We start from the raw sequence: 22,636 nt of genomic DNA on the forward strand, positions 1-22,636 counted from the left end.
CGATCTCGAGTGGATGGACGAGGACGAGAAGGAAGCCGGCCCGCTCATCGCCAATGCCCTCGACCACAAGGAGAAGGCTGAATTCCAGTTCCACTGGCAGCTGCTGGCGCGACGGGAGCAATGCGCACCCGACGGCGATTGGCGCATCTGGATGATCATGGCGGGGCGCGGGTTCGGCAAGACCCGCGCCGGCGCCGAATGGGTGCGCCAGATTGCCGAAGCGGACCCGACCGCCCGGATCGCGCTGGTCGCCGCATCGCTGGCCGAAGCGCGCGCGGTGATGGTGGAGGGCGAATCCGGCCTGATGGCGGTCTGCCCGCCTGACCGAATGCCGCACTTCGAGCCCTCACTCCACCGCGTCCGGTTCGCCAATGGCGCGCAAGTGCAGCTATTCTCGGCCGCCGAGCCGGAAGGCCTGCGCGGCCCACAGCACAGTCACGCCTGGTGCGACGAGATCGGCAAGTGGCCGCTGGCGCATGAACGGGCAATCCGCTGCTGGGACAACCTGTTGATGGGCCTGCGGCTAGGGTCTGACCCGCGCATCATGGTCACCACCACGCCGCGTGCGGTGCCACTCGTGCAGCGATTGGTCAGGCAGGAGCAATCGGACGACGTCGTGATTTCACGCGGTTCGACCTTGGCAAACGCAGCCAACCTGCCCGAGCGGTTCCTCACCGCGATCGCGGACGAGTTTGGTGGGAGCAATCTCGCCCGACAGGAAATCGACGGTGAGTTGCTGGAGGATGTCGAAGGCGCGCTGTGGACTCGCTCGATGCTCGAACAGGCCCGCGAACATGGTCCGGTGCCTGAAGCGGTAAGAATCGTCGTCGCGGTCGATCCCCCGGCGAGCGCTCATGGCGACGAGTGCGGAATTGTGGTCGCAGCCCTAGGCGATGATGGGATCGCGCGGGTGCTGGCCGATTGCTCGGTGAGCGGCGCGGCTCCGTCCGAATGGGCTGAGCGGGTCGCAGATAGCGCGCGCGAATGGAACGCAGACCGGGTGGTGGCCGAAGCCAATCAGGGCGGCGCGATGGTCGAAAGCGTGCTGCGCGCCGCCGATCAGGCGCTGCCGGTCAAGCTGGTGCACGCCAGCCGCGGCAAGGTCGCCCGGGCCGAGCCGGTCGCAGCGCTCTATGCCGCCGGGCGGGTGAGACACGTGGGCGTGTTTGCACGGCTGGAGGACCAACTGTGCGGCTTGCTGGTAGGCGGCACTTACGCTGGCCCCGGCAAAAGCCCTGACCGCGCCGATGCGGCCGTCTGGGCGTTCACTGAATTGCTGCTGGGGCGCCAGCTTCGCCCCAGCGTGCGGCAGATCTAACCGAAGGAACTGCAATGGCTTTGCTCGACAATATCCTCTCCGCCTTCAAAGGCGGGGAGCGCACCCGCGTGCCGCTTGCGCATGGCGCTATACAGGGCTGGCCGCCCGCGTTTGATCCCGGCCCGAGGCTACGCGGCTATGATTATACCAAGGGCATCACCGAAGGGTTCCTGGCCAACCCCATTGCCCAGCGTTCGGTGCGGCTGCTGGCCGAGGGGGTCGGGCAAGCGCCGCTCCAATGCTCCGACCCGCGTCTGGCTGCGCTGGTAACGGCGACCAGCGCGGGCCAATCGCTGATCGAAACGCTCGCGGCCAACCTGCTGCTGCATGGCAATGGCTATGTGCAGATTCTGAAGGATGCGGCCGGTGTGCCGGTCGAGCTGTTCGCGCTGCGCCCGGACCGGGTCAAGGTGGTGCTCGATCACAATGGCTGGCCGTGCGGCTATGATTACTCCGTCGGCGGCCACACCAGCCGTTTGCCGATCGAGGATGAGGACGGGTGGCCCGGCCTGATCGCGATCCGGACGATGCACCCGCTCGACGATCATCGCGGGGCAGGCGCACTTCAGGCGGCATGGCAGGCGGTGATGATCCACAATGCAGCGACCGTCTGGAACCGCGCGCTGCTGGAGAATGCGGCGCGGCCTTCGGGCGCGCTGGTTCACGAGTCGGGCGACGGCGCGGCGCTGACGCTCGAACAGTTCGACCGACTGAAACGCGAGCTCGACGTTGCCTTTTCGGGCGCGGTCAATGCGGGCCGCCCGATGCTGCTCGACGGCGGGCTCAAGTGGCAGAGCATGGCGCTCACCCCTGCCGACATGGACTTTGCGACCCTCAAGAGCGCGGCGGCGCGGGATATTGCGCTGGCGTTTGGCGTGCCGCCGATGCTGCTCGGCCTGCCGGGTGACAACACCTACGCCAATTACCGCGAGGCAAGCCGCGCACTGTGGCGGCTGACCCTGCTGCCGCTCGCCGAAAAGCTGCTTGCAGCCCTGCGCGAAGGCCTCGCCCCGTGGTTTCGCGATGCCGAGCTCAGGATAGATCTCGACCGGGTTCCGGCCCTGTCCGAAGACCGTGAGCGCCTGTGGTCGCAGGTCTCGGACGCCGATTTTCTGAGCCGCGCCGAAAAGCGCCAGATGCTGGGCCTGCCGCCAGAGGAGACTGCCCCATGAGCCGAGAAGACATCCTCGCCAGCCTCATGGCGCAGGCGCGCGAAGAAGGGGCCGAAGTCGTGACTTTGCGCGCCATCATCGAGGAAACCAGCGTTCTCGCCACTGACCGCGCGCTGGAACGGCTCGGCCTCGGAGATGCGGGCGCGGAGGGCGATCTCGTCGAACTGCGCGAGCTGCTGAGGGCGTGGCGCGATGCCAAGACCAGCGCGTGGAAGGCGCTGGTGGACTGGATCGTCCGCGGCGCTCTGGCGCTGCTGCTGATCGGGATCGCAGTGCGGTTCGGCATGTGGGACCGGCTGTGAGCGCGTCCGCCCCGCTGCGCTTTGCGGGCTACGCCGCCCTGTTCGACATTGCCGATGCCGGGCGTGACACGATCCGGCGCGGTGCCTTTGCCCGCACGCTGGCGGCGCGTGACCAGCCGCTGCCGCTCTATTGGCAACACCGGCCAGATCAGCCGATCGGCGTGATCGAGCAAGCTACCGAGGATGCCCGCGGCCTGCGCGTCATCGCCCGGATCGACCGGCCCGATTGCCGCGCAGCGCATCTGCTGGCGGCAGGCCACGTCACCGGCCTCAGCTTCGGCTTCCGCACCCGCGCAGCGCGGCAATCGATGGCGGGGCGCGAATTGCTGGAGATCGACCTGTTCGAAGTCAGCCTTGTCACCCATCCGCTCCACCATCTGGCGCGGGTCCATCTGGTCGCCTGAGCGCGCCCGCCAACTACCCTCTTTCCACCGGCCGCCTTTGGGGCGGCCTTTTTTCTGCCCAACCGAAAGGCCACTGCCCCATGGACAATACCCCCACTCCGATGACCGCCACCGACCCGCTGGACGCCAGCTTCGACCTTTTGGCGCGGCAGGATCAGGCCGAAGCCGATATCACCGCGCTGCGCGGCGATGTTGACGAGGTGAAATCGCGGCTCGACAAAGTTGCCCGCGCAGCCAGCCGTCCGGCAATGGGCGGCGCTGCTCCGGCAAGCGATGCAACCGAGGTGAAAAGCTTCGTCGATGGCTATCTGCGGCGCGGGCGCGAGACCGAGCTGAAGTCGATCAGCGGGGTCGCTCCGGCTGACGGCGGCTTTGCCGTGCCGCGCCAGATCGACGCGCTGATCGCAGATGTCCTCACCAGCATCAGCCCGATCCGCGCTATTGCGCAGGTCGTTCAGACGGGGACGGCAGGCTATCGCAAGCTGGTCACGACCAGCGGCACGGCCTCAGGCTGGGTCAGCGAAGTGGCCATGCGGCCCGAAACCGCCACGCCCAAATTCGCGGAAATCGCCCCGCCGATGGGTGACCTCTACGCCAATCCAGCGGCCAGCCAGGCAATGCTCGACGACGCCGGGTTCGACATTGAAACCTGGCTCGCCAGCGAGATCGCGGTCGAGTTCGCGCGCGCCGAAGGCAGTGCCTTCGTCAAGGGCACCGGCACCAACCAGCCTGAAGGCTTCCTCACTGCGGCCAAGGCCACCACCCCAGACGCCACGCGCGCCTTCGGCACGTTGCAATATGCTGGCTCGGGCAACGCCACCGGGCTCGGCACGGCGCCCGACACCAAGCTGATCGACCTGGTCCATATGCTCAAGGCCGGTTACCGACAGGGCGCAGTGTTCGTCATGAACTCGGCGACCTTGGCTGCGATCCGCAAGCTCAAGACGGTCGATGGCGCATTGCTTTGGCAGCCGGGTCTGGTCGAAGGCCAGCCCGACCGCCTGCTCGGCTACCCGGTGGTCGAGGCCGAGGATATGCCTGATGTCGCCGCAGGAACCTTCCCGATTGCCTTCGGTAATTTCCGGTCCGGCTATCTGATCTCGGAGCGCGGCGCCACGCAGGTGCTGCGCGATCCCTTCACCAACAAGCCCTTCGTCCATTTCTACGCGACGAAGCGGATCGGCGGGAAGGTGCTCGATTCGAACGCGATCAAGCTGCTGAAGATCGAGCTGTAGGCCCAGCGCCAGATCTCCTCCCCCGGCCGGTCGCGTGTCCCCTTCGTGCCCGCCGGGCTCTCGCGCCCGCATCGCCTCAGGCCGTTCCCCCGCCTGAAACCAGCGATGCGGGCGCATTCCTTGTGAATCACATTCTGGGAGACACCGCGATGCAGCGGACAATCGTGCAGCCCCCGATGCCCGGCGACGCCGCGCTGGCGGAGCTCAAGCACTGGCTCGGGATCAGCCGCCCCAACGAAGACGAAACGCTTGAGCAACTGCTCGATGCCAGCCTGACCATCTGCGAAGCCTTCACCGGCAAGACGCCACTTCGGCAGACGGTCGAGGAAGTCATTCCGCTGGCGGGGGGATGGCAGGAGCCGGTCTCCCGCCCGGTTCGCGAGGTGACCGGCGCGGAGCTCATAAAGGCGGACGGCTCCCGCGAGGTGATCGCCGCGCTGACGGACGCGCTGGAATGGCGCATCTCAGGCTCGGCCTGCGTCCAGCTGCGGCGCCCGTTCGAGGGCCAAGGCCTGGCGCTGCAATTGGTGGTCGGGATTGCCGAGGACTGGAGCGGACTGCCCGCCCCGCTGCGGCATGGCATAATCCGGCTCGCCGCCCATCACTTTCGCCACCGCGATGGCACTGGCGAAACCAGCGCCAGCGCCGTTCCGCCTGCCAGCGTCACCGCCCTGTGGCGGCCGTGGCGCGACGTGCAGTTCGGATGATCCGCGCCTCCGCCCGCGCGGACAAACTGGTGCAGCGCCTGCGCGCCCGCGCCGCGCGGATCGCAGCAGGCCGTACGGCCAAGCGCCGCCCGCCAGCGCGCTCAGACTGGCATTCGGCGGCCACCTTGTGGCCCGATCTGTTGGGAGACCCCCGCGATGGAAAATGACCTGCGCGCCGCGCTGATCGCCTGGCTGGCCGCCGATCCGGCCCTGGCAGCGATCAACGCGATCGAGGAAGAGGCCCCGCTCTCCGTCACCCCGCCGTGGCTCGGTATCGCCGCCAGCGCCTCGACCGATTGGGGTACCAAGGACCGCACGGGCCGCGAGATCCGCGTGGCGCTCGAACTTGAGAGTCACACCGATCTGACTGCGGGCGATGCCAGTCTGCTCAGCGCGATTGAGCGGCGCGTGCTCGACTTGCCACCGTTCCAGCCGGGCTTCGAACTCGCCTCGATCCGCTTCCTGCGCTCACGCAACGAGGCCCGTGCGGACAACCGCCGAGCCGCGCTGCTCGAATACCGGTTCCGCCTTTTCGCCCCGAATTAGGAGTAAGCCATTATGCCCGTACAATCCGGCGCCGCCTTCCTGCTCAAGATCGCCGACGGGGCCTCGCCTCCGGCCTACCAGACCATCGCTGGCCTGCGCACCACGCAGATGTCGATCAATGGCGACACCGTGGTCGTCACTCACAAGCAATCGGGCGGCTGGCGCGACCTGCTGTCAGGCGCGGGCACTCGCTCGGTCTCGGTCAGCGCGGCGGGGATCTTTCTCGGCAGCACCGCCGAAGCCACCGTGCGCGCCCATGCGCTGGCCGGAACGCTCGACCAATACGAATTGTCGTTCGAAGACGGCGAGAAGTTGCGGGGTCGGTTTCTGGTGCAGCGGCTCGATTATGCCGGGGATTTCAATGGGGAGCGCAGCTACACGCTCCAGCTTGAAAGCTCCGGGCCGGTGGTGCCGGCATGACCGCCGCCGCCAATCCCTTGCGCGGCGAATGCGCGCTGATTGTGGCCGGTGTGAGCTATGTGCTGCGCCCGAGCTTTGAAAACCTGGTGCTGGCCGAAGCCGAACTGGGCTCGCTGTTCGCGCTGGTGGAACGGGCGGCGGGCGGCGCGCTGACGCTGACCGAGATGACTGCGCTGTTGTGGCATTGCTTGCCTGCCGAGGGCCGACCCGAACGGCTCGCGGTCGGGCAGGCGGTGCTGGCGATGGGGCTGGTGGGAGCAACCGCCCCGGTGCGTGCGGTGCTCGCGCAAGTGCTTCAGGGCGAGGCATGACCGACGGTTTCGGTGTCGCCGCCGCCCGCTGGTGCGCGCTCGCCGCTCGTCTGCTCGGCTGGCGGCCCGCCGAATTCTGGAACGCCACCCCCGCCGAACTGGCGATGGCGCTCGCTGCCCCCGAAGACCCTACCACCCCTTCACCACCGAGCCGCGAGGCAATCGCCCGCATGATGGAGCGCGACACCGATGACTGACAATTTCGAAGAACTGGTGATCGACGTTCGCGCCAGCACCGATGGCTTTGCCAGCGATGTGGAAGCGATGCGCCGCACGCTCGATGGGTCGCTGCTGGACGGGTTCAGCCGTGCGGGCAATGTGCTGGAGCGGGGGCTGCTCGGCGCGCTGCGGCGCGGGAGCCTGGGGTTCGACGATCTGAAGCGCGTGGCCTTCAGCGCGCTCGCCGAGATCGCCGGATATGCGCTGCAATCGGGGATCGGCAATCTGTTTGGCGGCACTAGCGGCGGAGCCGGGGGTTTGGGCAATCTGCTCGGCCAATCGATCGGCGCGCTGTTCGGCCTGCCGGGCCGGGCGACCGGCGGGCCGGTGGCGCCCGGGCGGGCCTATCTCGTCGGCGAGCGCGGGCCGGAATTGTTCGTGCCCACGGCCGCTGGCCGGGTCGAGACCGGCATGGCGGCGCCGGGCCGCGATGTTCGCGTGGCGATCCAAGTCGCCGTTCCGCGCGGACAAGCGGCACCCACTGCGATGCAGCGCTCTTCCCGCCAGATCGCGAGCGCCGTTCGCCGCGCGTTGCAACAGGCCTGAGCAAGGGGGTTTCCGATGGCATTCTGGCTGGCCCGCGAACGCCGCGCGCAGGAAAGCACCTTCATCCAGCGCTTCGATCCGCGCTTCTGGACCGTCAATTTTCCCCGGCCCGCGATGGCTTCGGTGGTGACGACCGGCCCGGATTCATTGCGGGTCGACATCGAACTGCATCATGCGGGCGAGCTGGTCGGGCTGATCTGGGAGAGCGCGGACACGCTCGATCACCCACTCCTCGCCTACCAGACCGACCGCGATTATTCGCGCACGACGCTGCGCTTTCGCTGGCAATCGGATGGCGTGATCGCGCTCGATCAACCCAATGGGCCGACGCTGACGATCGAGGGGCGCGATGCTGCGGGGTTGTCGCGCACCTGGTACATCCGGCTGTGGAACTATGCCCATGGCACGCCGACTGATGCGCGGATCAGCCTGCCGTTTTCCGCGCTGGAAAGCGGTTACGGCCTGCCAGGCGAGCCGATCCACCCCGGCGATATCGACCGCATGTTCATCTCGCTGGTAGCACCCGGCTTCAGCTGGGGAAGCACCGCGCTGCTGCCCTCGCGGTTCGATGGATCGGTCACCATGTCTGAAATCGCCGCCGACGGCGCGCGGGCCATGCTGGAACTGGGCGACGTCCTCGTCCCCCCGCACGGCGAACGCATGTCGACTGCCTATGACGATGCCTACAACCAGACCCCGGCACGGTTGCTGCGGACGGTGACCGGGCTCGGCTACCGCGACGATATCGTCCACTATGTCGGGATGAGCCACTTCATGCGGCTCGCGCGCCAATCGGATGGCAGCCTGCTTGCGTCGGCTGATGGCGAGTTGTGCGAGCCTGCTGTGGTCTGGCACCGCAACCTGTTCATGTTGGCGCAGGCAGACGGCTTGGAGGTCATTGCTTCGCTCTCCTATGAGCTGCTCGACGCCTATTGTCCGGAAAGCTGGAAGCAACGCACCGCCAGCGGTGCCCCGGCGCTGACGGGGTGGGTGCCGCCTTCAACCTTGCTGTCGCCCGCCAATCCGCAGGCAATGGGCTGGCTGGCCGATGCGGCCGAGAGGTTTGTCGCCTTGCTTAGCCAAGCAGTCCTCCCAGTCCGCTTTCAGATCGGCGAGCCGTGGTGGTGGGTGACGCCCGCGCGGGAAATCTGCCTTTATGACGATGCTGCCAAGGCGGCTTTCGGAGGCAATCCGCCGATCATCGCGAATATTGCCTCGCCGCTCGATGCGGCGGCAACATCGCTGCTTAATGCGGCGGGCACGCTGCTTGCCCAATCGACCTCCGCGCTGACTGATGCGGTGCGGGCTGCGGCGCAGGGGCCCTCCGAGGTGCTGCTGCTCGCCTTCACGCCCACGATCCTCGATCCTGCTACACCCGAGCTTTACCGGGCCAATCTTCCGACCGGATGGGCTGCGCCGGCATTCGACCGGTTGCAGCTGGAAGATTACGACTGGCTCACCGCCGGAGCCGACGCGGCCCGGCGTGCGGCCTATGCCTTGGTCGATGCCCGGCTCGGCTATCCGCCCGCCGATCAGGACTATCTCGCCGGTTTCGTGCTCAACCCTGCCGATGCGGAAGCGATGTGGGCGCGAATCGACAGCGGGCTGAGCGAGGCCGCCGCGCGCGGCATCACCCGGCGCTACGTCTGGGCGCTGCCGCAGGTCAATCGCGACGGCTACACCCGCCTCGCCCCTTCGCCGGAGCAAGCCATGGATCCCTTCGACAACGTACTTTACCCCTTTCCGCTGGGGCGGAGCGCCTCGGTCGCGCCCGAGTTTTCGACCTCGATCGCGGTGACCGCCTCGGGGCATGAGCGGCGCAACTCGCTGTGGTCGGACGCCCGGCTGCATTTCGACGTCGGCCCCGGCATCCGCTCGGAAGGCGAATTGTCTGAATTGATCGCCTTCTTCCGCGCCCGCCGCGGTCCGGCGCGCGGGTTCCGGATCATGGACCCGTTCGACAATAGCTCGAACGGGATGACGGGTACGCCGACAAAGCTCGATCAATTGATCGGCATTGGCGATGGGGTGCGCGCCGATTTCCAGCTGGTGAAGTCCTATGGCGGCGCCGAGCCGCAGGTGCGCCCGATCACCCGTCCGCGCGCCGAAACGCTGGTGGTGAGCGTCGGCGGCGCGGCCAGCACCGCCTGGACGCTGGGCGAGAAGGGCACCTTGCGCTTCCTCACCGCTCCGCCTCCGAGGGCCGAAATCCGCGCCGGCTTCCGATTCGATGTGCCGGTGCGGTTCGCCGAAGATCGGCTCGATGTTGCGGCGGTGAACTTCGCCGCCGGGGAAGCGCCCTCGGTGCCGCTGATCGAAATCAGGGAGTCCGCCTGATGCGCGTGTTCTTTGACCGCGAGCTCGACACAGTGGCGACCTTCTGGCGCATCTATCGCCGCGACGGGGCGGCGCTCGCCTTCACCAGCCATGACCGCGACCTTAGCTTCGGCGGCATCCGACATCTTGCCACCCCCGGCATGATCCCGGCCGCGATCCGTCTGACCTCCGAACTCGCCAATGACAGTGCCGAGGTGCAGGGCGTGCTCAACCACGATTCGATCTGCGCGGACGAACTGGCCGCCGGGCTGTTCGATGAAGCCGCGATCGCAATCGGTGCGGTCGACTGGATCAGCCTCGATCACCACACGCTTTACACCGGGCAGATCGGGCGGATCAAGGACGACAGCACGCAGTTTTCAGCTGAACTGCGTTCCACCAAGAGCCTGCTCGAACAAGATCTCGTGCCTCGCACCAGCCCCACGTGCCGGGCCGAGTTCTGCGGGCGCGGGTGCGGGCTTTCGGCGGTGCGGTTTACTGCGGTGGTGCCACTTGCCGCGATTGATCTTGAAGCCAACCGCGTGCGGTTTGCAGGCCTTGATGGCGAGGCGCATGTCGATGGCCGGCTGCGCTTCATGGCCGGGCCGCAGACCGGGGTGGCCTTCGGGGTCATTGATGCCGAGGGGGACTGGCTGGTGCTCGACAGGCCGCTGGTGGCTGGCACCCCGCTCGGCACACGGGCGGAATTGCGCGAGGGCTGCGACCATACCATCGCCACCTGCGCCGCGCGGTTCGGGAATGCGGCGAACTTCCGTGGCGAGCCGTTCCTGCCGGGCAATGATCTGCTCGCCCGCTACGGCCAGCCATGACAGCGCCCGACGAAGCGCTGGCCGAGGCTGCGCGGGCATTGATTGGCTGTCCGTTCCGGCTCCACGGCCGCGATCCGGCGACCGGGCTCGACTGCGTCGGACTGGTCTCGGCTGCGCTCGCGGCAAGCGGTGTGCGTCCAGTGGTTCCAAGCGGCTATGGCCTGCGCAATCTCGAGATCGCCCAGTGGTTGCCGCTCGCGCACCGCTCAGGGCTCGTGCCCGCACCCGGACCGATTAGCGCAGGCGAGGTGCTGCTGATCACGCTCGCGCATTGCCAGCACCATCTCGTGATCGCGGCTGACGCGATGACAGTCATCCACGCCCACGCCGGGCTGCGGCGCGTGGTGCTCCAGCCGCTCGATCCCGCCTGGCAGGTTCATGCCAAGTGGCGGTTCGCACCTCAGAGGGAAGGCTAGTTCATGGCGACGATAGTTCTGACTGCGCTGGGCACAGCAATTGGCGGCCCGATCGGCGCATCCTTCGGCGCGTTGATCGGCCAGCAGATCGATTCGCGCATCTTTGCCCCCGGTGGGCGCGAGGGGCCACGCCTGCGCGATCTCGCGATCAGTACCTCGAGCTATGGCCAGCCGATCCCGCGTCAGTTCGGACGGATGCGGGTGCCCGGCACGGTGATCTGGTCGACCGATTTGGTCGAAAGCAAGCGCAAGGAGAAGGGCCGCAAGGGCCAGCCTTCGACCACGGTCTATGCTTACACCGCATCTTTTGCCGTGGCGCTGTCGAGCACGCCAATTGACCGGGTCGGGCGGATTTGGGCCGATGGCAACCTGCTGCGGGGCGCGCAGGATGACCTTAAGGTCGGCGGGACTTTGCGCGTCTATCGCGGCTTCGGCGATGACCCGGTCGACCAGCTGATCGCCGCAGCCAAGGGCCCTGCCGCACCTGCTTTCCGTGACTGCGCCTATGTCGTGTTCGAGAACCTCGAACTGGGCGATTACGGCAACCGCATCCCCGCGCTCAGCTTCGAGATCTTTGCCGATGGCGGGGATGAGAACGTGTCGCTGGCGCAGTTGGTGCCGGGTGCGGCAGCCCCCGCCATCCGCGCGCCATTGGCCCATGCACGCGGGTTTGCCGATGAGGGCGGGCCGCTGGCATCGACGCTCGCGGCGATTGACCAGGTGATCCCGCTGGTCTGCATGTCGGGCAGCGAGGGCCTCACCATCGCTGTTCGCGACTCGGCTGCGGCGGGCATCGTGACCCTGCCCGGCCAACTCGCGACAGGTGACCGACAGCAAGACGAAGCATCGCACAAACAGCGCGCTGGCGTGCCCGCACGCTCCCCTGCTGCCCTGCGATATTACGACGAGGATCGCGACTATCAGACCGGGGTGCAGCGCGCATCCGGTGCCCGCCAAGCGGGCCGCGAGCTGATGATCGACCTGCCCGCAACCATGAGCGCCAGCGGCGCGCGCAGCCTCGCCAATGACAGCGCCAATCGCGCGCGGTGGCAGCACGAGACCGTTAGCTGGCGAATCGGTGAGCTCGATCCGCGGGTCACGCCCGGTTGCATTGTGCGCCTGCCGGATATGCCTGGCCACTGGTTGCTACGCAGCTGGGAATGGCTGGATCGCGGGATCGCGCTCGAGCTGGAGCGACTCGCGCCCGCAGGCGGTGCCGCGCGTCAGAGTGACCCGGGGGAGAGCTTGTCGCCCACCGATCTCGTCATTCCGCCGACCCAGCTTGCAGCCTTTGAAGTCCCATCCGATGCCAGCAGCAACCCGGCCAATCCGCTGATCTTTGCAGCGGCTTCTGGCGCGAACAGCGCTTGGCGAGGGGCGGCCCTGTTCGCCGTTCAGGGCACCGCGCTGGTCGATCTCGGCACCACGGGAACGCAGCGCGCGGTGATGGGAGCGCTTGGTCAGCCGCTCGAGCCTTCCTCGGCGCTCTTGTTCGAACCGGCAGAGACTGCGGTGATCGATCTGGTCGCGGGCGATCTCGATCTGGCGGACACCGACCTTGCGGGCCTCGCCGCCGGCGCCAACCGTGTGCTGATCGGCGGTGAGCTGGTGCAGTTCCTACGCGCCGAGCCTGTAAGCGAAGGTCGCTGGCGGCTGGCTGGGCTGTTGCGCGGACGGGGCGGCACCGAGCCGGAGGCTGCCCGGGGCCACCCAGCACAAACACAGGTGGTCGTCATCGACGACAATCTGGTCCCGCTTGATCCGCAATTGGTCCCGCCCCTTGCGACCTCGCGAATCGCCGCGATCGGGACGGGCGATCCAGAAACCATCATCGCCCCGCTCGCCAATCCAGGCCTCTCGCGCCGACCGCCATGCCCCGTCCATCCGCGTGTGCGCATCGAAGCCGATCAGGCCAGCCTGTTTAATTGGACCCGGCGGGGGCGTGGGCAATGGCGTTGGGAGGACAGCGTGGAAGTTCCGCTGGTCGAGGAGCGAGAGGCCTATCTCGTCGGCTATGGCCCGGTCGATGCTCCGCATGCCGCCTGGCAGCGCGATTCCGCCTGGCTGCGCCTGACTTTAACGGAGCGGACGGCGCTGATTGCCGCACACGGTCCGGCTCCAATGTGGGTCAGGCAGGTCGGCACCTTTGACCATTCGCTGCCGCTGCTGCTCGCTTCATTGTCCTGAACACCGGGAGATTTGCATGTCCGATCCGATCGCCTTTGCCAGCACCACGCCGACCATCGGCCTGCCACTTTTGATCCCGGGTCAGGCCCAGAAGGAGTTTTTCGTCAATCAGGCCCTCTGCCTGCTCGACGCCTTGCACACGCGCTCTGTCACGGCCTCTCAGCCCGCTCCACCGCAGAGCCCGAATGGGGGCGACTGCTTCCGGATCACCGCGCCAGCGGCAGGCGCGTGGGCCGGGCACGAGGGCAAGCTTGCGATATGGATCGGCGGGATTTGGCACTTTGTCGCGCCGCGCGAAGGGATGCAAGTGTTCGACCTGACGGCGGGCCACTCCATCGTCTACCGGTCGGAGTGGGAAAGCGCCGCTGCCCCTGCCGGTCCTGCCGGCGGAACCATCATCGACACCCAAGCGCGCGCCGCGATCACATCCCTGATACAGGCTTTGCTGGCAGTGGGCATACTGGCGACTGAAGGGCCTTAGACTCAGAGAATGGCAGATTCTGGCCTGTTTTGTGATTGCATTTTTTTCCACAGGCATGTCTTCGCGACATTCTTGCAACACCATTAGGCCATTGATTGCTTGCCTCATGCAAGGGGAAAAGATAGAGACGGCCGGTGCCTCAAGTCCAATACAAAGGGGAATTTTAGAATGCGCAAACTCGTCATTGGGATGGCGATGGCTTCGACCGCGCTGACCACACCTGCCATGGCCCGTGAAGGCCAGTGGTACATTCAGGGTGATGGCGGCGTGATGCTCGTCGAAGACCAGAGCCTCGATGTTAACGGTGTCGCCGACAACGCGGTTGCCAACTATGACACGGGTTACGATTTCGGCGGTATCGTCGGCCATGACTTCGGTGCGTTCCGGCTCGAAGCTGAAGCCAGCTATCGCGCTGCTGACCTGAGTGATGTGCAGGCCGGCAATCAGGGTCTCGTGGTTGTCCCGCAGACCGGCGCTTCCAGCACCTTCACTGGCACTCGTATCGCGGCCGGCGAAGTCAACGCGCTCAGCTTCATGTTGAATGGCCTGTTCGACTTCGGCTCCGATGACGGCATTCAGGCCTTCGCCGGCGGTGGTGTCGGCGTGGCCCGCGTCGATATGGACGGCCGCGTCAATCAGCGCGGCCCGGGCGTGTGGAACGACTCGGACACTGGCTTTGCGTGGCAGCTGCTCGCGGGCGTTCGCGCTCCCCTGAGCGATTCGTGGGACGTCGGTCTGAAGTATCGCTACTTCAACGTTCCTGACGTCGGTCTCGTCGACCCGATCGGCCGTTCGCTGGAGACCAAGCTGAGCAGCCATTCGATTCTGGGCTCGATCACCTACAACTTCGGTGGCGAAGCTCCGCCGCCGCCCCCGCCGGTTGTGGCTCCGCCGCCCCCGCCGCCGCCCCCGCCGCCTCCGCCCCCGCCGCCTCCACCGCCCCCCAAGGCTGCGTGCAACACGGGTCCGTACGTGGTGTTCTTCGACTTCGATAAGTCGGACATCACTCCGCAGGCTGCAAGCATCCTCAACAGCGCCGTCACCGCTTACGCGAACTGCGGCACTGCAAGCGTGATGCTGGCCGGTCACACCGACCGTGCCGGTACGCCCAAGTACAACGTGGCTCTGGCCGAACGTCGTAACGCTGCTGTAAGCTCGTACCTGAGCGGTCGCGGTGTCCCGGCTGCTCGCATCACTGGCGAAGCCTTTGGTGAAACCAAGCCACGTGTGCCGACCGCCGACGGTGTGCGTGAAGCGCAGAACCGCCGCGTGGAAGTGACCTACGGTCCGGGTTCGGGCATGTAAGCTACTGTTCCCAAGGAACATGAAGAGGGGCCGGAGCAATCCGGCCCCTTTTTTGTTGTGCGGCGCTCAAGCAAGGGGTCGCAGAAGACCCAGGCTCACCGCAAGCCCCCCAATTGGGGAAGCCCTTGAATCGGGTGCAGAACTGCTATTAGGTCAAATGGCTAGGCAGGAATAAATGCCGCAAGGCCGCGCCGGGTGTGGGCGGTGCACCATCGAACCAAGCAGACGAAGCTACGCCATGCCCACGGTTCGGACTGAGCGTGCCATCATTGTCACTGGGTGCGGAGTCTCAGGCGGGTCAGCCCGCCCGCTCCCTCGAGCTATTCGCCAGCAGCTGCCCGCGCCCGCTCCGCGATCGTGGCCTCGGCCTTTGGCAGGGTGCGATAGGCGTAGATCAGCAGCGCCAGCGATATCGGCGCTACCCCGATCAGCGAGAGGACGCCGATCCGCATGCTCCCACTCAGCTCGGAAATCTGCCCGACCATATAGGGGCCGAGCCCAAGGCCGACCAAGGTTGTCGCTAGGAAGAACGAGGCCGTAGCGGTTCCCCGCATCCGCGGCAAAACTAGATCCTGCGTCGTTGCAGCGGCGGCCCCGAGCGCGGTTGCCGCGAACATCCCCGCGAGGAAGTTCATCAGGTAGAACAGGGCGGGGATTTCGGTGGTGAAACCGATCCAGATCGGAATGACCGGCGCGACAATGCCGAACATGATGACGAGAATCCGCCCCGACGGATTGCGCGAACGCAGCCAATCCGACAGGCGCCCACCGAGAATCACCCCCAGAAAGCCCGATACCGCACCGCTGCCGCCAAGCACGAAGGCCAGTTCGTCCTTGGGCAATTTGAGCACGGTCTCGGCATAGGGCGCTGACCAGAACGCCAGCGCATAGGCACCAAGCGAAACGAGCCCGTAGCCCAGCGCCGTGCAGATAAAGGCTGGTGTGCCCCAGATCAGGCTGAAGGTCGCCGGATCGTGCCGGCGCAGTGTCGATGCCCATGAGAACACAGCATAGTAGCCGAAGGCGATCGACGACCATTGCGGGAGATTGCCAGTCAGCTCGATCATGATCAGCGCGAAGCCGGTCATCGCGGCCGCCATCGCGAGGTTGACGACTGCCGCCATCGGGCCGCGGCGCATCGCGTGGTAAAGAGTGAATGGGGGCAACAGCATCGATAGGTCGACGAAGAAATCGGCCAGCGGATGACGACCGCCCACAGTCTCGGCAGCCGGCCGCGCCGGTTCACGCAGCGAAGCAACCCAGATCGCAAGCAGGATGCCCGGAATCCCAACGGCGAGGAAAGCAGCCTGCCAGCCCACCAGCCCGGCCATCCCACCGCCCGGATAGGCCGCGTCCCACACCTTCGAGATCTTCGCACCGATTAGGAGCGACACCCCGCCGCCGAGATAGAGGCCCGAGGAATAGATCGCCAAGGCCGTCGCGCGCTTTCGCGCCGGGAAATAATCCGAAATCAACGAGTAAGCCGTCGGGCTAGCCGTTGCCTCGCCGACGCCTACGCCCATGCGCGCCAGGGATAGGGTCAGATAGTTGCGCGCAAAGCCGGACAGCGCCGTCATCGCCGACCACAGCAACAGGCCGATTGTCAGCAGACGCACCCGGTGCCAGCGGTCCGCCAAACGGCCAAGCGGGACACCGAACAGCGCATAGAACACCGCAAAAGCCGCACCGCCGAGAAAGCCGAGCTGGCCGTCAGTCAGCTGAAGATCGCGCTTGATGTCGACCGCCAGGATCGAGAGGATCTGCCGATCGATGAAGTTGAGGATATAGACCACAACCAGCACCCCGAGCACATACCAGCTATAGGCGGGGACGGAATCCTCGCTGCGGCTCTCGGCCGCTTCGGCTTTATCGCTCAATGATGATCCCCTATCCCGGATGCTCTGCTTATCGACCGGCGCAAGGGGCCGGTCAGGCCTTATAGCGCGTGCTATCGACAATCCCCGCCTCGGCAAAACCCTTTTTCCTGAGGCGGCACGAATCGCACAATCCGCAGGCGAGCCCCTCGGGCGTCGGATCGTAACAGGACCAGCTCCAGGCAGGATCGAGGCCCAGCCGCGCGCATTCGCGGGCGATGTCGGCTTTGGTCATGTGCTGGAGTGGGGCGTGGATCGTAAAGGGCGCGCCTTCCACCCCCGCCTTGGTGCCGAGCCGCGCGGTCTCGGCAAAGCTGGCGATGAATTCCGGCCGGCAATCAGGATAGCCCGAATAGTCGAGCGCATTCACCCCGATGAACACATCGCGCGCGCCTGCTGCTTCAGCGCAGGCGGTGGTGAGCGCAAGAAACACAAGATTGCGCGCTGGGACGTAGGTGACCGGAATGTCGTCCCCCACTCCGCCCTTGGGCACATCAATTGCATCGGTCAGTGCTGATCCGCCAAACGCCCGCAGGTCGAGCGCGATTGGGGTGTGGCGGATAAGTCCCAACTGTTTGGCGATGCGCGCGGCGGATTCCAGCTCGAGCCGGTGACGCTGACCGTAATCGACCGTCAGCGCATGGACCGCAAAGCCGGCTTCCTGCGCCAGCGCCGCCGTCACCATCGAATCCAGCCCGCCGGACAGCAGCACCACCGCCAGCGGCTGCGTGCGCGTATGTTCAGAACCGCTCATCCCGCGCAACTAACACGCACGCGCACAAAGGCAATCGCGGCGGGTTTCAGCAATCGCCGGTGCGGCGCGCTTCAGCGGTCAGTTGGAACGGCATACCATTATGGATGCCTTGGCTTTCCAGCTGCACCAACGCGCCCGTCTCACGGCGGATGCTGGTGCGGCCATAGCCATTGCCCGGGCAGGTATACTGCACCGTGACGCGCGCGGCGCCATCTTCGACCACGAACTGGCTGCACCCGCTTTCCCGGTGCATCAGCTGAATCAGCTCGGCGCCTGACTTGACGCAAATCTTGCGATCCCGCGCCACCCCGCGCTGCTTGATGGTCCACTCGCCCTTGGTCAGCGTGCCGAGCATCGCAAGGCCATTGCCCTGCGCCACCACCGGCATGGCAAACCACAGCGCCGCCCCGGCTGCAATCGCCCCCAGAGCAAGTACGCGCATTATGCTGTCGGTTCGATAGGTCATGCCTGTCCTCATGGCAGCTTTCTGCCTCGTCCAATTGCACATTTTGGCCGAAATACGCCTGATGTGGTGGTTTTTTCGACGAAGCGTCAGATCGATAGCGCGAAGGTGCGCGAACAGAAGGCGCAGTCGACCGCGATGAGGCCGTCGGTGCCGCGCATCTCTTCCTGTTCATCGGCCGGGAAACGCGCGATGATCGTCTCGTAATGCGCCGCGCTGCACCGGCATCCGCGCGACAGCGCCGCGCCGGGCACGACCCGCACCTCGTCTTCCTCATGGAACAACCGCCACGCGATGGCTTCCAGCGAAAGCGTGCGGTCGAGCAGTTCGTCATGGCTGATCGAACCGGCCATCACCGCGACATGTTCCCAATCGGGATGGTCGAGGCGGACATGCAGCCGTTCGCGCCCCTCCTCGCCATCGGCCAGATGCTGGATTAGCAGCCCTGCGGCCATCCGCCCGCCTGCACCGGCACGGCTGGCGACGCGAATCAGCGTCGGGATCTGTTCGGACTGGCTGAAATAGCTCTCGCACGCTTCGGCCAAGCTATCGCCTTCAAGCGGCACGATCCCCTGATAGCGCTTATTGCCCTCGGCTTCGAATGTGATCGCGAGATAGCCTTCGCCGAACAGCGTCTGGAGCGCGGGATTGGACCCCAGCTTTGCCAGCCGCTCGGGATCGAAATCCGCATAGCCGCGCACCGCGCCGTCGCGATAATCGACCACCAGCAGTTTCACGATCCCGCCCTGCGTCTGCGCCTGCATGGTCAGCTGCGCGGCATCACCCTTCAGCAGCCCGCCCATCAGCGTGCCCAGCACCAGTGCTTCGCCCAGCAGGTGCGTAATGGGCGCGGGGTAATCATGCGCCGAGAGCACTTGCTCCAGCACGCTGTCCATCCGCACGATGCGCCCGCGCGCGCTGCGGCCCGGCAGGGTGAAGCCCATCAGGGTGTCGGCGAAGGTCTCGGTCATGTCGGTCGTATCAGTCATGCCGGGCCATATGGGGATCGATCGCGCCGGGCGAAAGACCCCCGCTCACGCACCCTAGCTGCCGAGCAGTCCGAAACTCCACAACAGCACCGATTTCTGCGCGTGGATCCGGTTCTCAGCTTCGTCGAACACCACCGATTGCGGGCCTTCGAATACCTCTTCACTGACTTCCTCGTCCACGTGGGCGGGCAGGCAGTGAAGGAACACCGCATCGGGCTTGGCCTGCGCCATCAGCGCGGCGTTCACCTGATAGGGGGCCATCGCCGCCAGCTTGTTGTGGACGTGCTCCTGCCCCATCGAGATCCACGTATCGGTCACGATCACATCCGCCCCGCGCGCGGCGGCTGCGGCGTCCTGCGTCAGGGTGATGGTCGCCCCGCCAGCCCGCGCCAGTTCGACGAAGGCCGGATCAGGCTCGTAACCCGCCGGGGTCGCCACGCGGACGTTGAACTTCATCAGCCCGGCGGCCTCAAGGATCGAGTGCAGCACGTTGTTACCGTCCCCGAACCACGAGACCTCGAGCCCCGGCAGCGACTTGCCATGCTCGATCACCGTAAGCAGATCGGCCATGATCTGGCAGGGGTGCGACATATCGGTCAGGCCGTTGATCACCGGCACCGTGGCATGGCGCGCCATTTCCTCGATCTTGGCGTGATCATCGGTGCGCAGCATGATGCCATCGACCATCCGGCTGAGCACGCGGGCGGTATCGGCGATGCTCTCCCCCCGCCCCAATTGGCTTGAGGCCGAATCGAGCAGCAGCACGCTCCCGCCCAGCTGGCGCATCGCAATGTCGAAGCTGACGCGGGTGCGGGTCGAGTTCTTCTCGAACACCAGCGCCAGCACGCGGCCCTTGAGCGGCGCATCGGCATCGGGCGCGCCCTTGGGCAGGCCGATGCGTGCAGCCTTACGATCAATCGCATCATTGATCATCGCCGCGATATCATCGCCGCCCGCATCCCCGAGATTGAGGAAGTGGCGATAGGCCCCCGATGAAGCGGTCATGCCGGTTCAGGCACCTTGAAGCTCGCCGCGCCCGCCGACAGCTTGTCGAAGAACTCGTCGATCTCGGCATCGCCGATTACCAGCGGCGGGATGATGCGGATGGTGTTATCGCCCGCAGCCACTGTCAGCAGCTGGTGGTGGTCACGCAGATGGACGTAGAACGGGCGGCTTTCCATCTTCATCTTGAGGCCCAGCATCAGGCCCTTGCCACGCACCAGTTCGAACAGTTCCGGGTAATTGCCGATGAACTGTTCTAGCCGCGAGCGCAGGCGCTCCCCCTTGTCGCGGACCGATGCGAGGAATTCCTCGTTCGCCACGGCTTCCATCACCGCCATCCCAGCGGCCATGGCGAGCGGGTTGCCGCCATAGGTCGATCCGTGTGTGCCGAAGGTCATGCCGCGCGCGGCGTGCTCAGTGGCAATGCAGGCGCCCAGCGGGAAGCCGCCGCCGATGCCCTTGGCGGTCGCCATGATGTCCGGCTCGATCCCATAATGCTCATAGGCATAGAGCTTGCCGGTGCGCGCAACGCCGCACTGCACTTCGTCGAGGATCAGCATCAGCCCGTGCTCGTCACACAAGGCGCGCAGGCCCGCCATGAATTCCTGTGACGCGGGGCGAATCCCGCCCTCGCCCTGGATCGGTTCGACCAGAATGCCCGCCGTGTGCGGCCCGATCAGCGCCTTGGCCGCTTCCAAATCATCGAACGGCGCATACTTGAACCCTTCGAGCAACGGCGCAAAGCCGTGGTGCATCTTGGTCTGGTTCGATGCCGAGATGGTCGCCATCGTCCGACCGTGGAAGGCATTGTGGAAAGTGATGATCTCGAACCGGCTGGCGTCCCCCGCCTCGCCCGCGTTCTGGTGATAGGCGCGCGCGGCCTTGATCGCGCATTCGACCGCCTCGGCGCCCGAATTGGTGAAGAACACCGTGTCGCCGAAGGTCGTGTCGACCAGCATCTGCGCCAATCGCTCACCCTGCGGGCTGCCATAGAGGTTCGACACGTGCATCAGCGTTGCCGCCTGTTGCTGGATAGCGCCGATCAGCCCTTCATGCGAATGGCCGAGCAGGTTCACCGCGATGCCGCTGGCGAAATCGAGATAGCGGGTGCCGTCCTCGTCGATGAGATGGCAGTGCTCGCCGCGCACCGGCCGGACACCGCAACGCGGATAGACGGGCATGAGCGGGGTAATCGACATGGGCTTTGTCCTGAATTGTGAGAATCGGGGGGACTTGAAACGCAAATGGCGGCCCTGAACCAGAGCCGCCATCTACAATCCGGTAATCTTCCGCTGACCCTGCGTCAAACCGCGGGGGGCGGTTTCGGCCGAGGTCAGCCTTCGATCGGTGCCAGATTGACGGCGGAGTGTTTTCCGCGTCGATCGACTTCGAGATCGAATTCGTAGCGTTCGCCTTCGTTCAAGGCCGACAGGCCCGAACGCTCGACCGCGCTGATATGGACGAAGGCATCGGGCTGTCCGTCATCACGGACGAGGAAGCCGAAGCCCTTCATCGCATTGAAGAACTTGACCGTGCCCTTGGCCCGCTCGCCCGTCAGCTCGCGAGTCGGAGCAGCGGGCTTGGCCGCCACTGCGATCACATCGCCGACAACCTGAAGATCCTGCGCCGACACCTTGCCGCCGCGATCCACGAGATTGTACTGGAGTTCCTGACCTTCAGCGAGACCTTCAAGACCAGCACGCTCAACGGCGCTGATGTGAACAAACACATCTTCGCCGCCGCCGTCTTGCTGGATGAAGCCAAAGCCCTTCTGTGTGTTGAAGAACTTCACAGTGCCCTTGCCGGTGCCAACGATCTGGGCAGGCATGCGCGGCGCGCCGCTGAACCCACCGCCGCCGCCGCCGCCGCCGCCAGGACCACGCGGGCCGCCGCTGAAGCCGCCACCGCCGCTGCGTGGGGCACCGCCACCACCGCCGCCGCCGCCGCCGTAGCGATCACCGCCGCCGCCGCCGCCAAACCGGTCGCCACCGCCACCGAAGCGATCCCCGCCGCCGCCGAATTCACGCGGAGGCGAGAAACCATCATTCCCACCGCCAAACGGATCGAAGCCATCTTCGCCGAAACCGTCGCGCTTATCGCGTCCGCGCCGGCGTCCCCTATCGTAACCCATAGATCAGTACGTACCTTAACCACACTGCCCGGCCTCAATCGCGCCGATGTCGTGGACAGTGAGCCGCACCGGAGCCAGACGCGCCGAGCTTGTGGTCCGGCGCGCACGTGTGAAACTCATAGCGCACAAAAGCTTGCTTTGCGAACGATTTTACCTGGGTGCCCGTCCGGCGTGCTACCGCCGCGCGGGGGTGCTTGTGCGCTGCATTCGCTTTGGGCATGAAAGGCGGCAACAACACTGGACTAGGCACTGGGGAAAGCAGGACTTATCATGAGCGATTTTCGCCAACTGACCGAAAATGTGTTGGTGAGCCCGCAACTTGCGCTGGAGGATATCGCGGCGGCGGCGGCGCTGGGCGTGGCCCTGATCGTCAATAATCGCCCCGATGGCGAGGAACCTTCGGCACCGCAAGGGGACGAGATCGCGGCGGCAGCAGCGGCGGCGGGAATGAATTACGTCGCCATCCCGGTCGGCCACGCCGGCTTCAGCGAACCGCAGGTCAACGCCATGATCGACGCACTAGAGCAGGCCGAGGGCCCGATTCTCGCCTATTGCCGTTCGGGCACCCGCTCGACCTTGTTGTGGGCGCTGGCCGCCGCCAAGCAGGGGGTCAAGCCGGATGACATCGCGCGCACCGCAGCGCGGGCGGGCTATGACGTCAGCCCGATTCGCGCGATGATCGACATGCTCGCCGCGCGCTGAGGCGCC

At 66.0% G+C, this 22,636-nt stretch carries 26 protein-coding genes; 19 read left to right on the forward strand and 7 right to left on the reverse strand.

The window, feature by feature from the left end; all coding sequences use genetic code 11:
- The first annotated feature begins 13 nt into the window (after nt 1–13).
- The 18 genes from GRI59_RS02640 (at nt 14) to GRI59_RS02725 (ending at nt 14,715) form a co-directional block, all read left to right on the forward strand.
- Nucleotides 14–1,318 (forward strand): DNA-packaging protein, encoded by a 1,305-nt coding sequence (locus GRI59_RS02640; RefSeq protein ID WP_160760388.1) that lies wholly within the window; start codon nt 14–16, stop codon nt 1,316–1,318.
- Nucleotides 1,319–1,332: 14 nt separating this feature from the next.
- Entirely contained in the window at nt 1,333–2,490 is a 1,158-nt protein-coding gene (locus GRI59_RS02645; RefSeq protein ID WP_160759643.1) for a phage portal protein, read from the forward strand.
- The gene (locus tag GRI59_RS02650) at nt 2,487–2,792 is read left to right on the forward strand and encodes a DUF6127 family protein (protein WP_160759644.1); all 306 of its coding nucleotides are present in this window, start codon (nt 2,487–2,489) and stop codon (nt 2,790–2,792) included. The genes GRI59_RS02645 and GRI59_RS02650 overlap by 4 nt, the downstream gene beginning before the upstream one ends.
- Entirely contained in the window at nt 2,789–3,196 is a 408-nt protein-coding gene (locus tag GRI59_RS02655; RefSeq protein ID WP_337190219.1) for an HK97 family phage prohead protease, read from the forward strand. The genes GRI59_RS02650 and GRI59_RS02655 overlap by 4 nt, the downstream gene beginning before the upstream one ends.
- An 80-nt stretch (nt 3,197–3,276) precedes the next feature.
- The gene (locus tag GRI59_RS02660) at nt 3,277–4,431 is read left to right on the forward strand and encodes a phage major capsid protein (RefSeq protein WP_237440650.1); all 1,155 of its coding nucleotides are present in this window, start codon (nt 3,277–3,279) and stop codon (nt 4,429–4,431) included.
- Between the two features lie 149 nt (nt 4,432–4,580).
- On the forward strand, nt 4,581–5,138 hold the full coding sequence (locus tag GRI59_RS02665; protein WP_160759645.1) for a head-tail connector protein: 558 nt from the start codon (nt 4,581–4,583) through the stop codon (nt 5,136–5,138).
- A complete protein-coding gene (locus tag GRI59_RS02670) occupies nt 5,135–5,305 on the forward strand; it encodes a hypothetical protein (RefSeq protein WP_160759646.1) in 171 nt (56 codons plus the stop codon). The genes GRI59_RS02665 and GRI59_RS02670 overlap by 4 nt, the downstream gene beginning before the upstream one ends.
- The gene (locus GRI59_RS02675) at nt 5,295–5,684 is read left to right on the forward strand and encodes a DUF3168 domain-containing protein (RefSeq protein WP_160759647.1); all 390 of its coding nucleotides are present in this window, start codon (nt 5,295–5,297) and stop codon (nt 5,682–5,684) included. The genes GRI59_RS02670 and GRI59_RS02675 overlap by 11 nt, the downstream gene beginning before the upstream one ends.
- A gap of 12 nt (nt 5,685–5,696) precedes the next feature.
- The gene (locus GRI59_RS02680; RefSeq protein WP_160759648.1) at nt 5,697–6,104 is read left to right on the forward strand and encodes a phage major tail protein, TP901-1 family; all 408 of its coding nucleotides are present in this window, start codon (nt 5,697–5,699) and stop codon (nt 6,102–6,104) included.
- The gene (locus GRI59_RS02685; RefSeq protein ID WP_160759649.1) at nt 6,101–6,415 is read left to right on the forward strand and encodes a GTA-gp10 family protein; all 315 of its coding nucleotides are present in this window, start codon (nt 6,101–6,103) and stop codon (nt 6,413–6,415) included. Before GRI59_RS02680 ends, GRI59_RS02685 begins: the two co-directional genes overlap by 4 nt.
- Complete coding sequence (locus tag GRI59_RS02690) at nt 6,412–6,612, forward strand: phage tail assembly chaperone (RefSeq protein ID WP_160759650.1); 201 nt, start codon at nt 6,412–6,414, stop codon at nt 6,610–6,612. The genes GRI59_RS02685 and GRI59_RS02690 overlap by 4 nt, the downstream gene beginning before the upstream one ends.
- Complete coding sequence (locus tag GRI59_RS02695) at nt 6,605–7,180, forward strand: tail tape measure protein (RefSeq protein ID WP_160759651.1); 576 nt, start codon at nt 6,605–6,607, stop codon at nt 7,178–7,180. The genes GRI59_RS02690 and GRI59_RS02695 overlap by 8 nt, the downstream gene beginning before the upstream one ends.
- A 15-nt stretch (nt 7,181–7,195) precedes the next feature.
- Nucleotides 7,196–9,517 carry a DUF2460 domain-containing protein gene (locus GRI59_RS02700; protein ID WP_160759652.1) on the forward strand — a complete coding sequence of 774 codons (2,322 nt, stop codon included), beginning with the start codon at nt 7,196–7,198 and terminating at the stop codon, nt 9,515–9,517.
- Complete coding sequence (locus GRI59_RS02705; protein ID WP_160759653.1) at nt 9,517–10,326, forward strand: DUF2163 domain-containing protein; 810 nt, start codon at nt 9,517–9,519, stop codon at nt 10,324–10,326. Before GRI59_RS02700 ends, GRI59_RS02705 begins: the two co-directional genes overlap by 1 nt.
- Complete coding sequence (locus tag GRI59_RS02710; protein ID WP_160759654.1) at nt 10,323–10,742, forward strand: NlpC/P60 family protein; 420 nt, start codon at nt 10,323–10,325, stop codon at nt 10,740–10,742. Before GRI59_RS02705 ends, GRI59_RS02710 begins: the two co-directional genes overlap by 4 nt.
- A gap of 3 nt (nt 10,743–10,745) precedes the next feature.
- Nucleotides 10,746–12,929, forward strand: coding sequence for a phage tail protein (locus GRI59_RS02715; RefSeq protein ID WP_160759655.1), 2,184 nt, complete (start codon nt 10,746–10,748; stop codon nt 12,927–12,929).
- A 16-nt stretch (nt 12,930–12,945) separates the two neighbouring features.
- A complete protein-coding gene (locus tag GRI59_RS02720; protein WP_160759656.1) occupies nt 12,946–13,410 on the forward strand; it encodes a DUF2793 domain-containing protein in 465 nt (154 codons plus the stop codon).
- A 168-nt stretch (nt 13,411–13,578) separates the two neighbouring features.
- Nucleotides 13,579–14,715, forward strand: a complete 1,137-nt coding sequence (locus tag GRI59_RS02725; protein ID WP_160759657.1) for an OmpA family protein — start codon at nt 13,579–13,581, stop codon at nt 14,713–14,715.
- Nucleotides 14,716–15,035: 320 nt separating this feature from the next.
- Here GRI59_RS02725 and GRI59_RS02730 read toward each other — a convergent pair whose 3' ends face one another.
- From GRI59_RS02730 to GRI59_RS15900, 7 genes are all read right to left on the reverse strand, one after another.
- Entirely contained in the window at nt 15,036–16,592 is a 1,557-nt protein-coding gene (locus GRI59_RS02730) for a spinster family MFS transporter (RefSeq protein WP_160759658.1), read from the reverse strand.
- 52 nt (nt 16,593–16,644) lie between these two features.
- Complete coding sequence (gene queC / locus GRI59_RS02735; protein WP_160759659.1) at nt 16,645–17,343, reverse strand: 7-cyano-7-deazaguanine synthase QueC; 699 nt, start codon at nt 17,341–17,343, stop codon at nt 16,645–16,647.
- 46 nt (nt 17,344–17,389) lie between these two features.
- Nucleotides 17,390–17,809 carry a DUF3617 domain-containing protein gene (locus GRI59_RS02740; protein WP_237440651.1) on the reverse strand — a complete coding sequence of 140 codons (420 nt, stop codon included), beginning with the start codon at nt 17,807–17,809 and terminating at the stop codon, nt 17,390–17,392.
- Between the two features lie 86 nt (nt 17,810–17,895).
- Complete coding sequence (gene hslO / locus GRI59_RS02745; RefSeq protein WP_160759660.1) at nt 17,896–18,795, reverse strand: Hsp33 family molecular chaperone HslO; 900 nt, start codon at nt 18,793–18,795, stop codon at nt 17,896–17,898.
- A gap of 54 nt (nt 18,796–18,849) precedes the next feature.
- A complete protein-coding gene (gene argF, locus GRI59_RS02750) occupies nt 18,850–19,800 on the reverse strand; it encodes an ornithine carbamoyltransferase (RefSeq protein ID WP_160759661.1) in 951 nt (316 codons plus the stop codon).
- Complete coding sequence (locus GRI59_RS02755; RefSeq protein WP_160759662.1) at nt 19,797–20,996, reverse strand: aspartate aminotransferase family protein; 1,200 nt, start codon at nt 20,994–20,996, stop codon at nt 19,797–19,799. The genes argF and GRI59_RS02755 overlap by 4 nt, the downstream gene beginning before the upstream one ends.
- 134 nt (nt 20,997–21,130) lie before the next feature.
- A complete protein-coding gene (locus GRI59_RS15900; protein ID WP_160759663.1) occupies nt 21,131–21,928 on the reverse strand; it encodes a cold-shock protein in 798 nt (265 codons plus the stop codon).
- 270 nt (nt 21,929–22,198) lie between these two features.
- Here GRI59_RS15900 and GRI59_RS02765 point away from each other — a divergent pair, with 270 nt between their 5' ends.
- Nucleotides 22,199–22,630 (forward strand): protein tyrosine phosphatase family protein, encoded by a 432-nt coding sequence (locus GRI59_RS02765; RefSeq protein ID WP_160759664.1) that lies wholly within the window; start codon nt 22,199–22,201, stop codon nt 22,628–22,630.
- Nucleotides 22,631–22,636 lie beyond the last annotated feature (6 nt).

Source organism: Erythrobacter ramosus, assembly GCF_009828055.1.
GTDB classification, from domain to species: Bacteria; Pseudomonadota; Alphaproteobacteria; order Sphingomonadales; family Sphingomonadaceae; genus Erythrobacter; species Erythrobacter ramosus.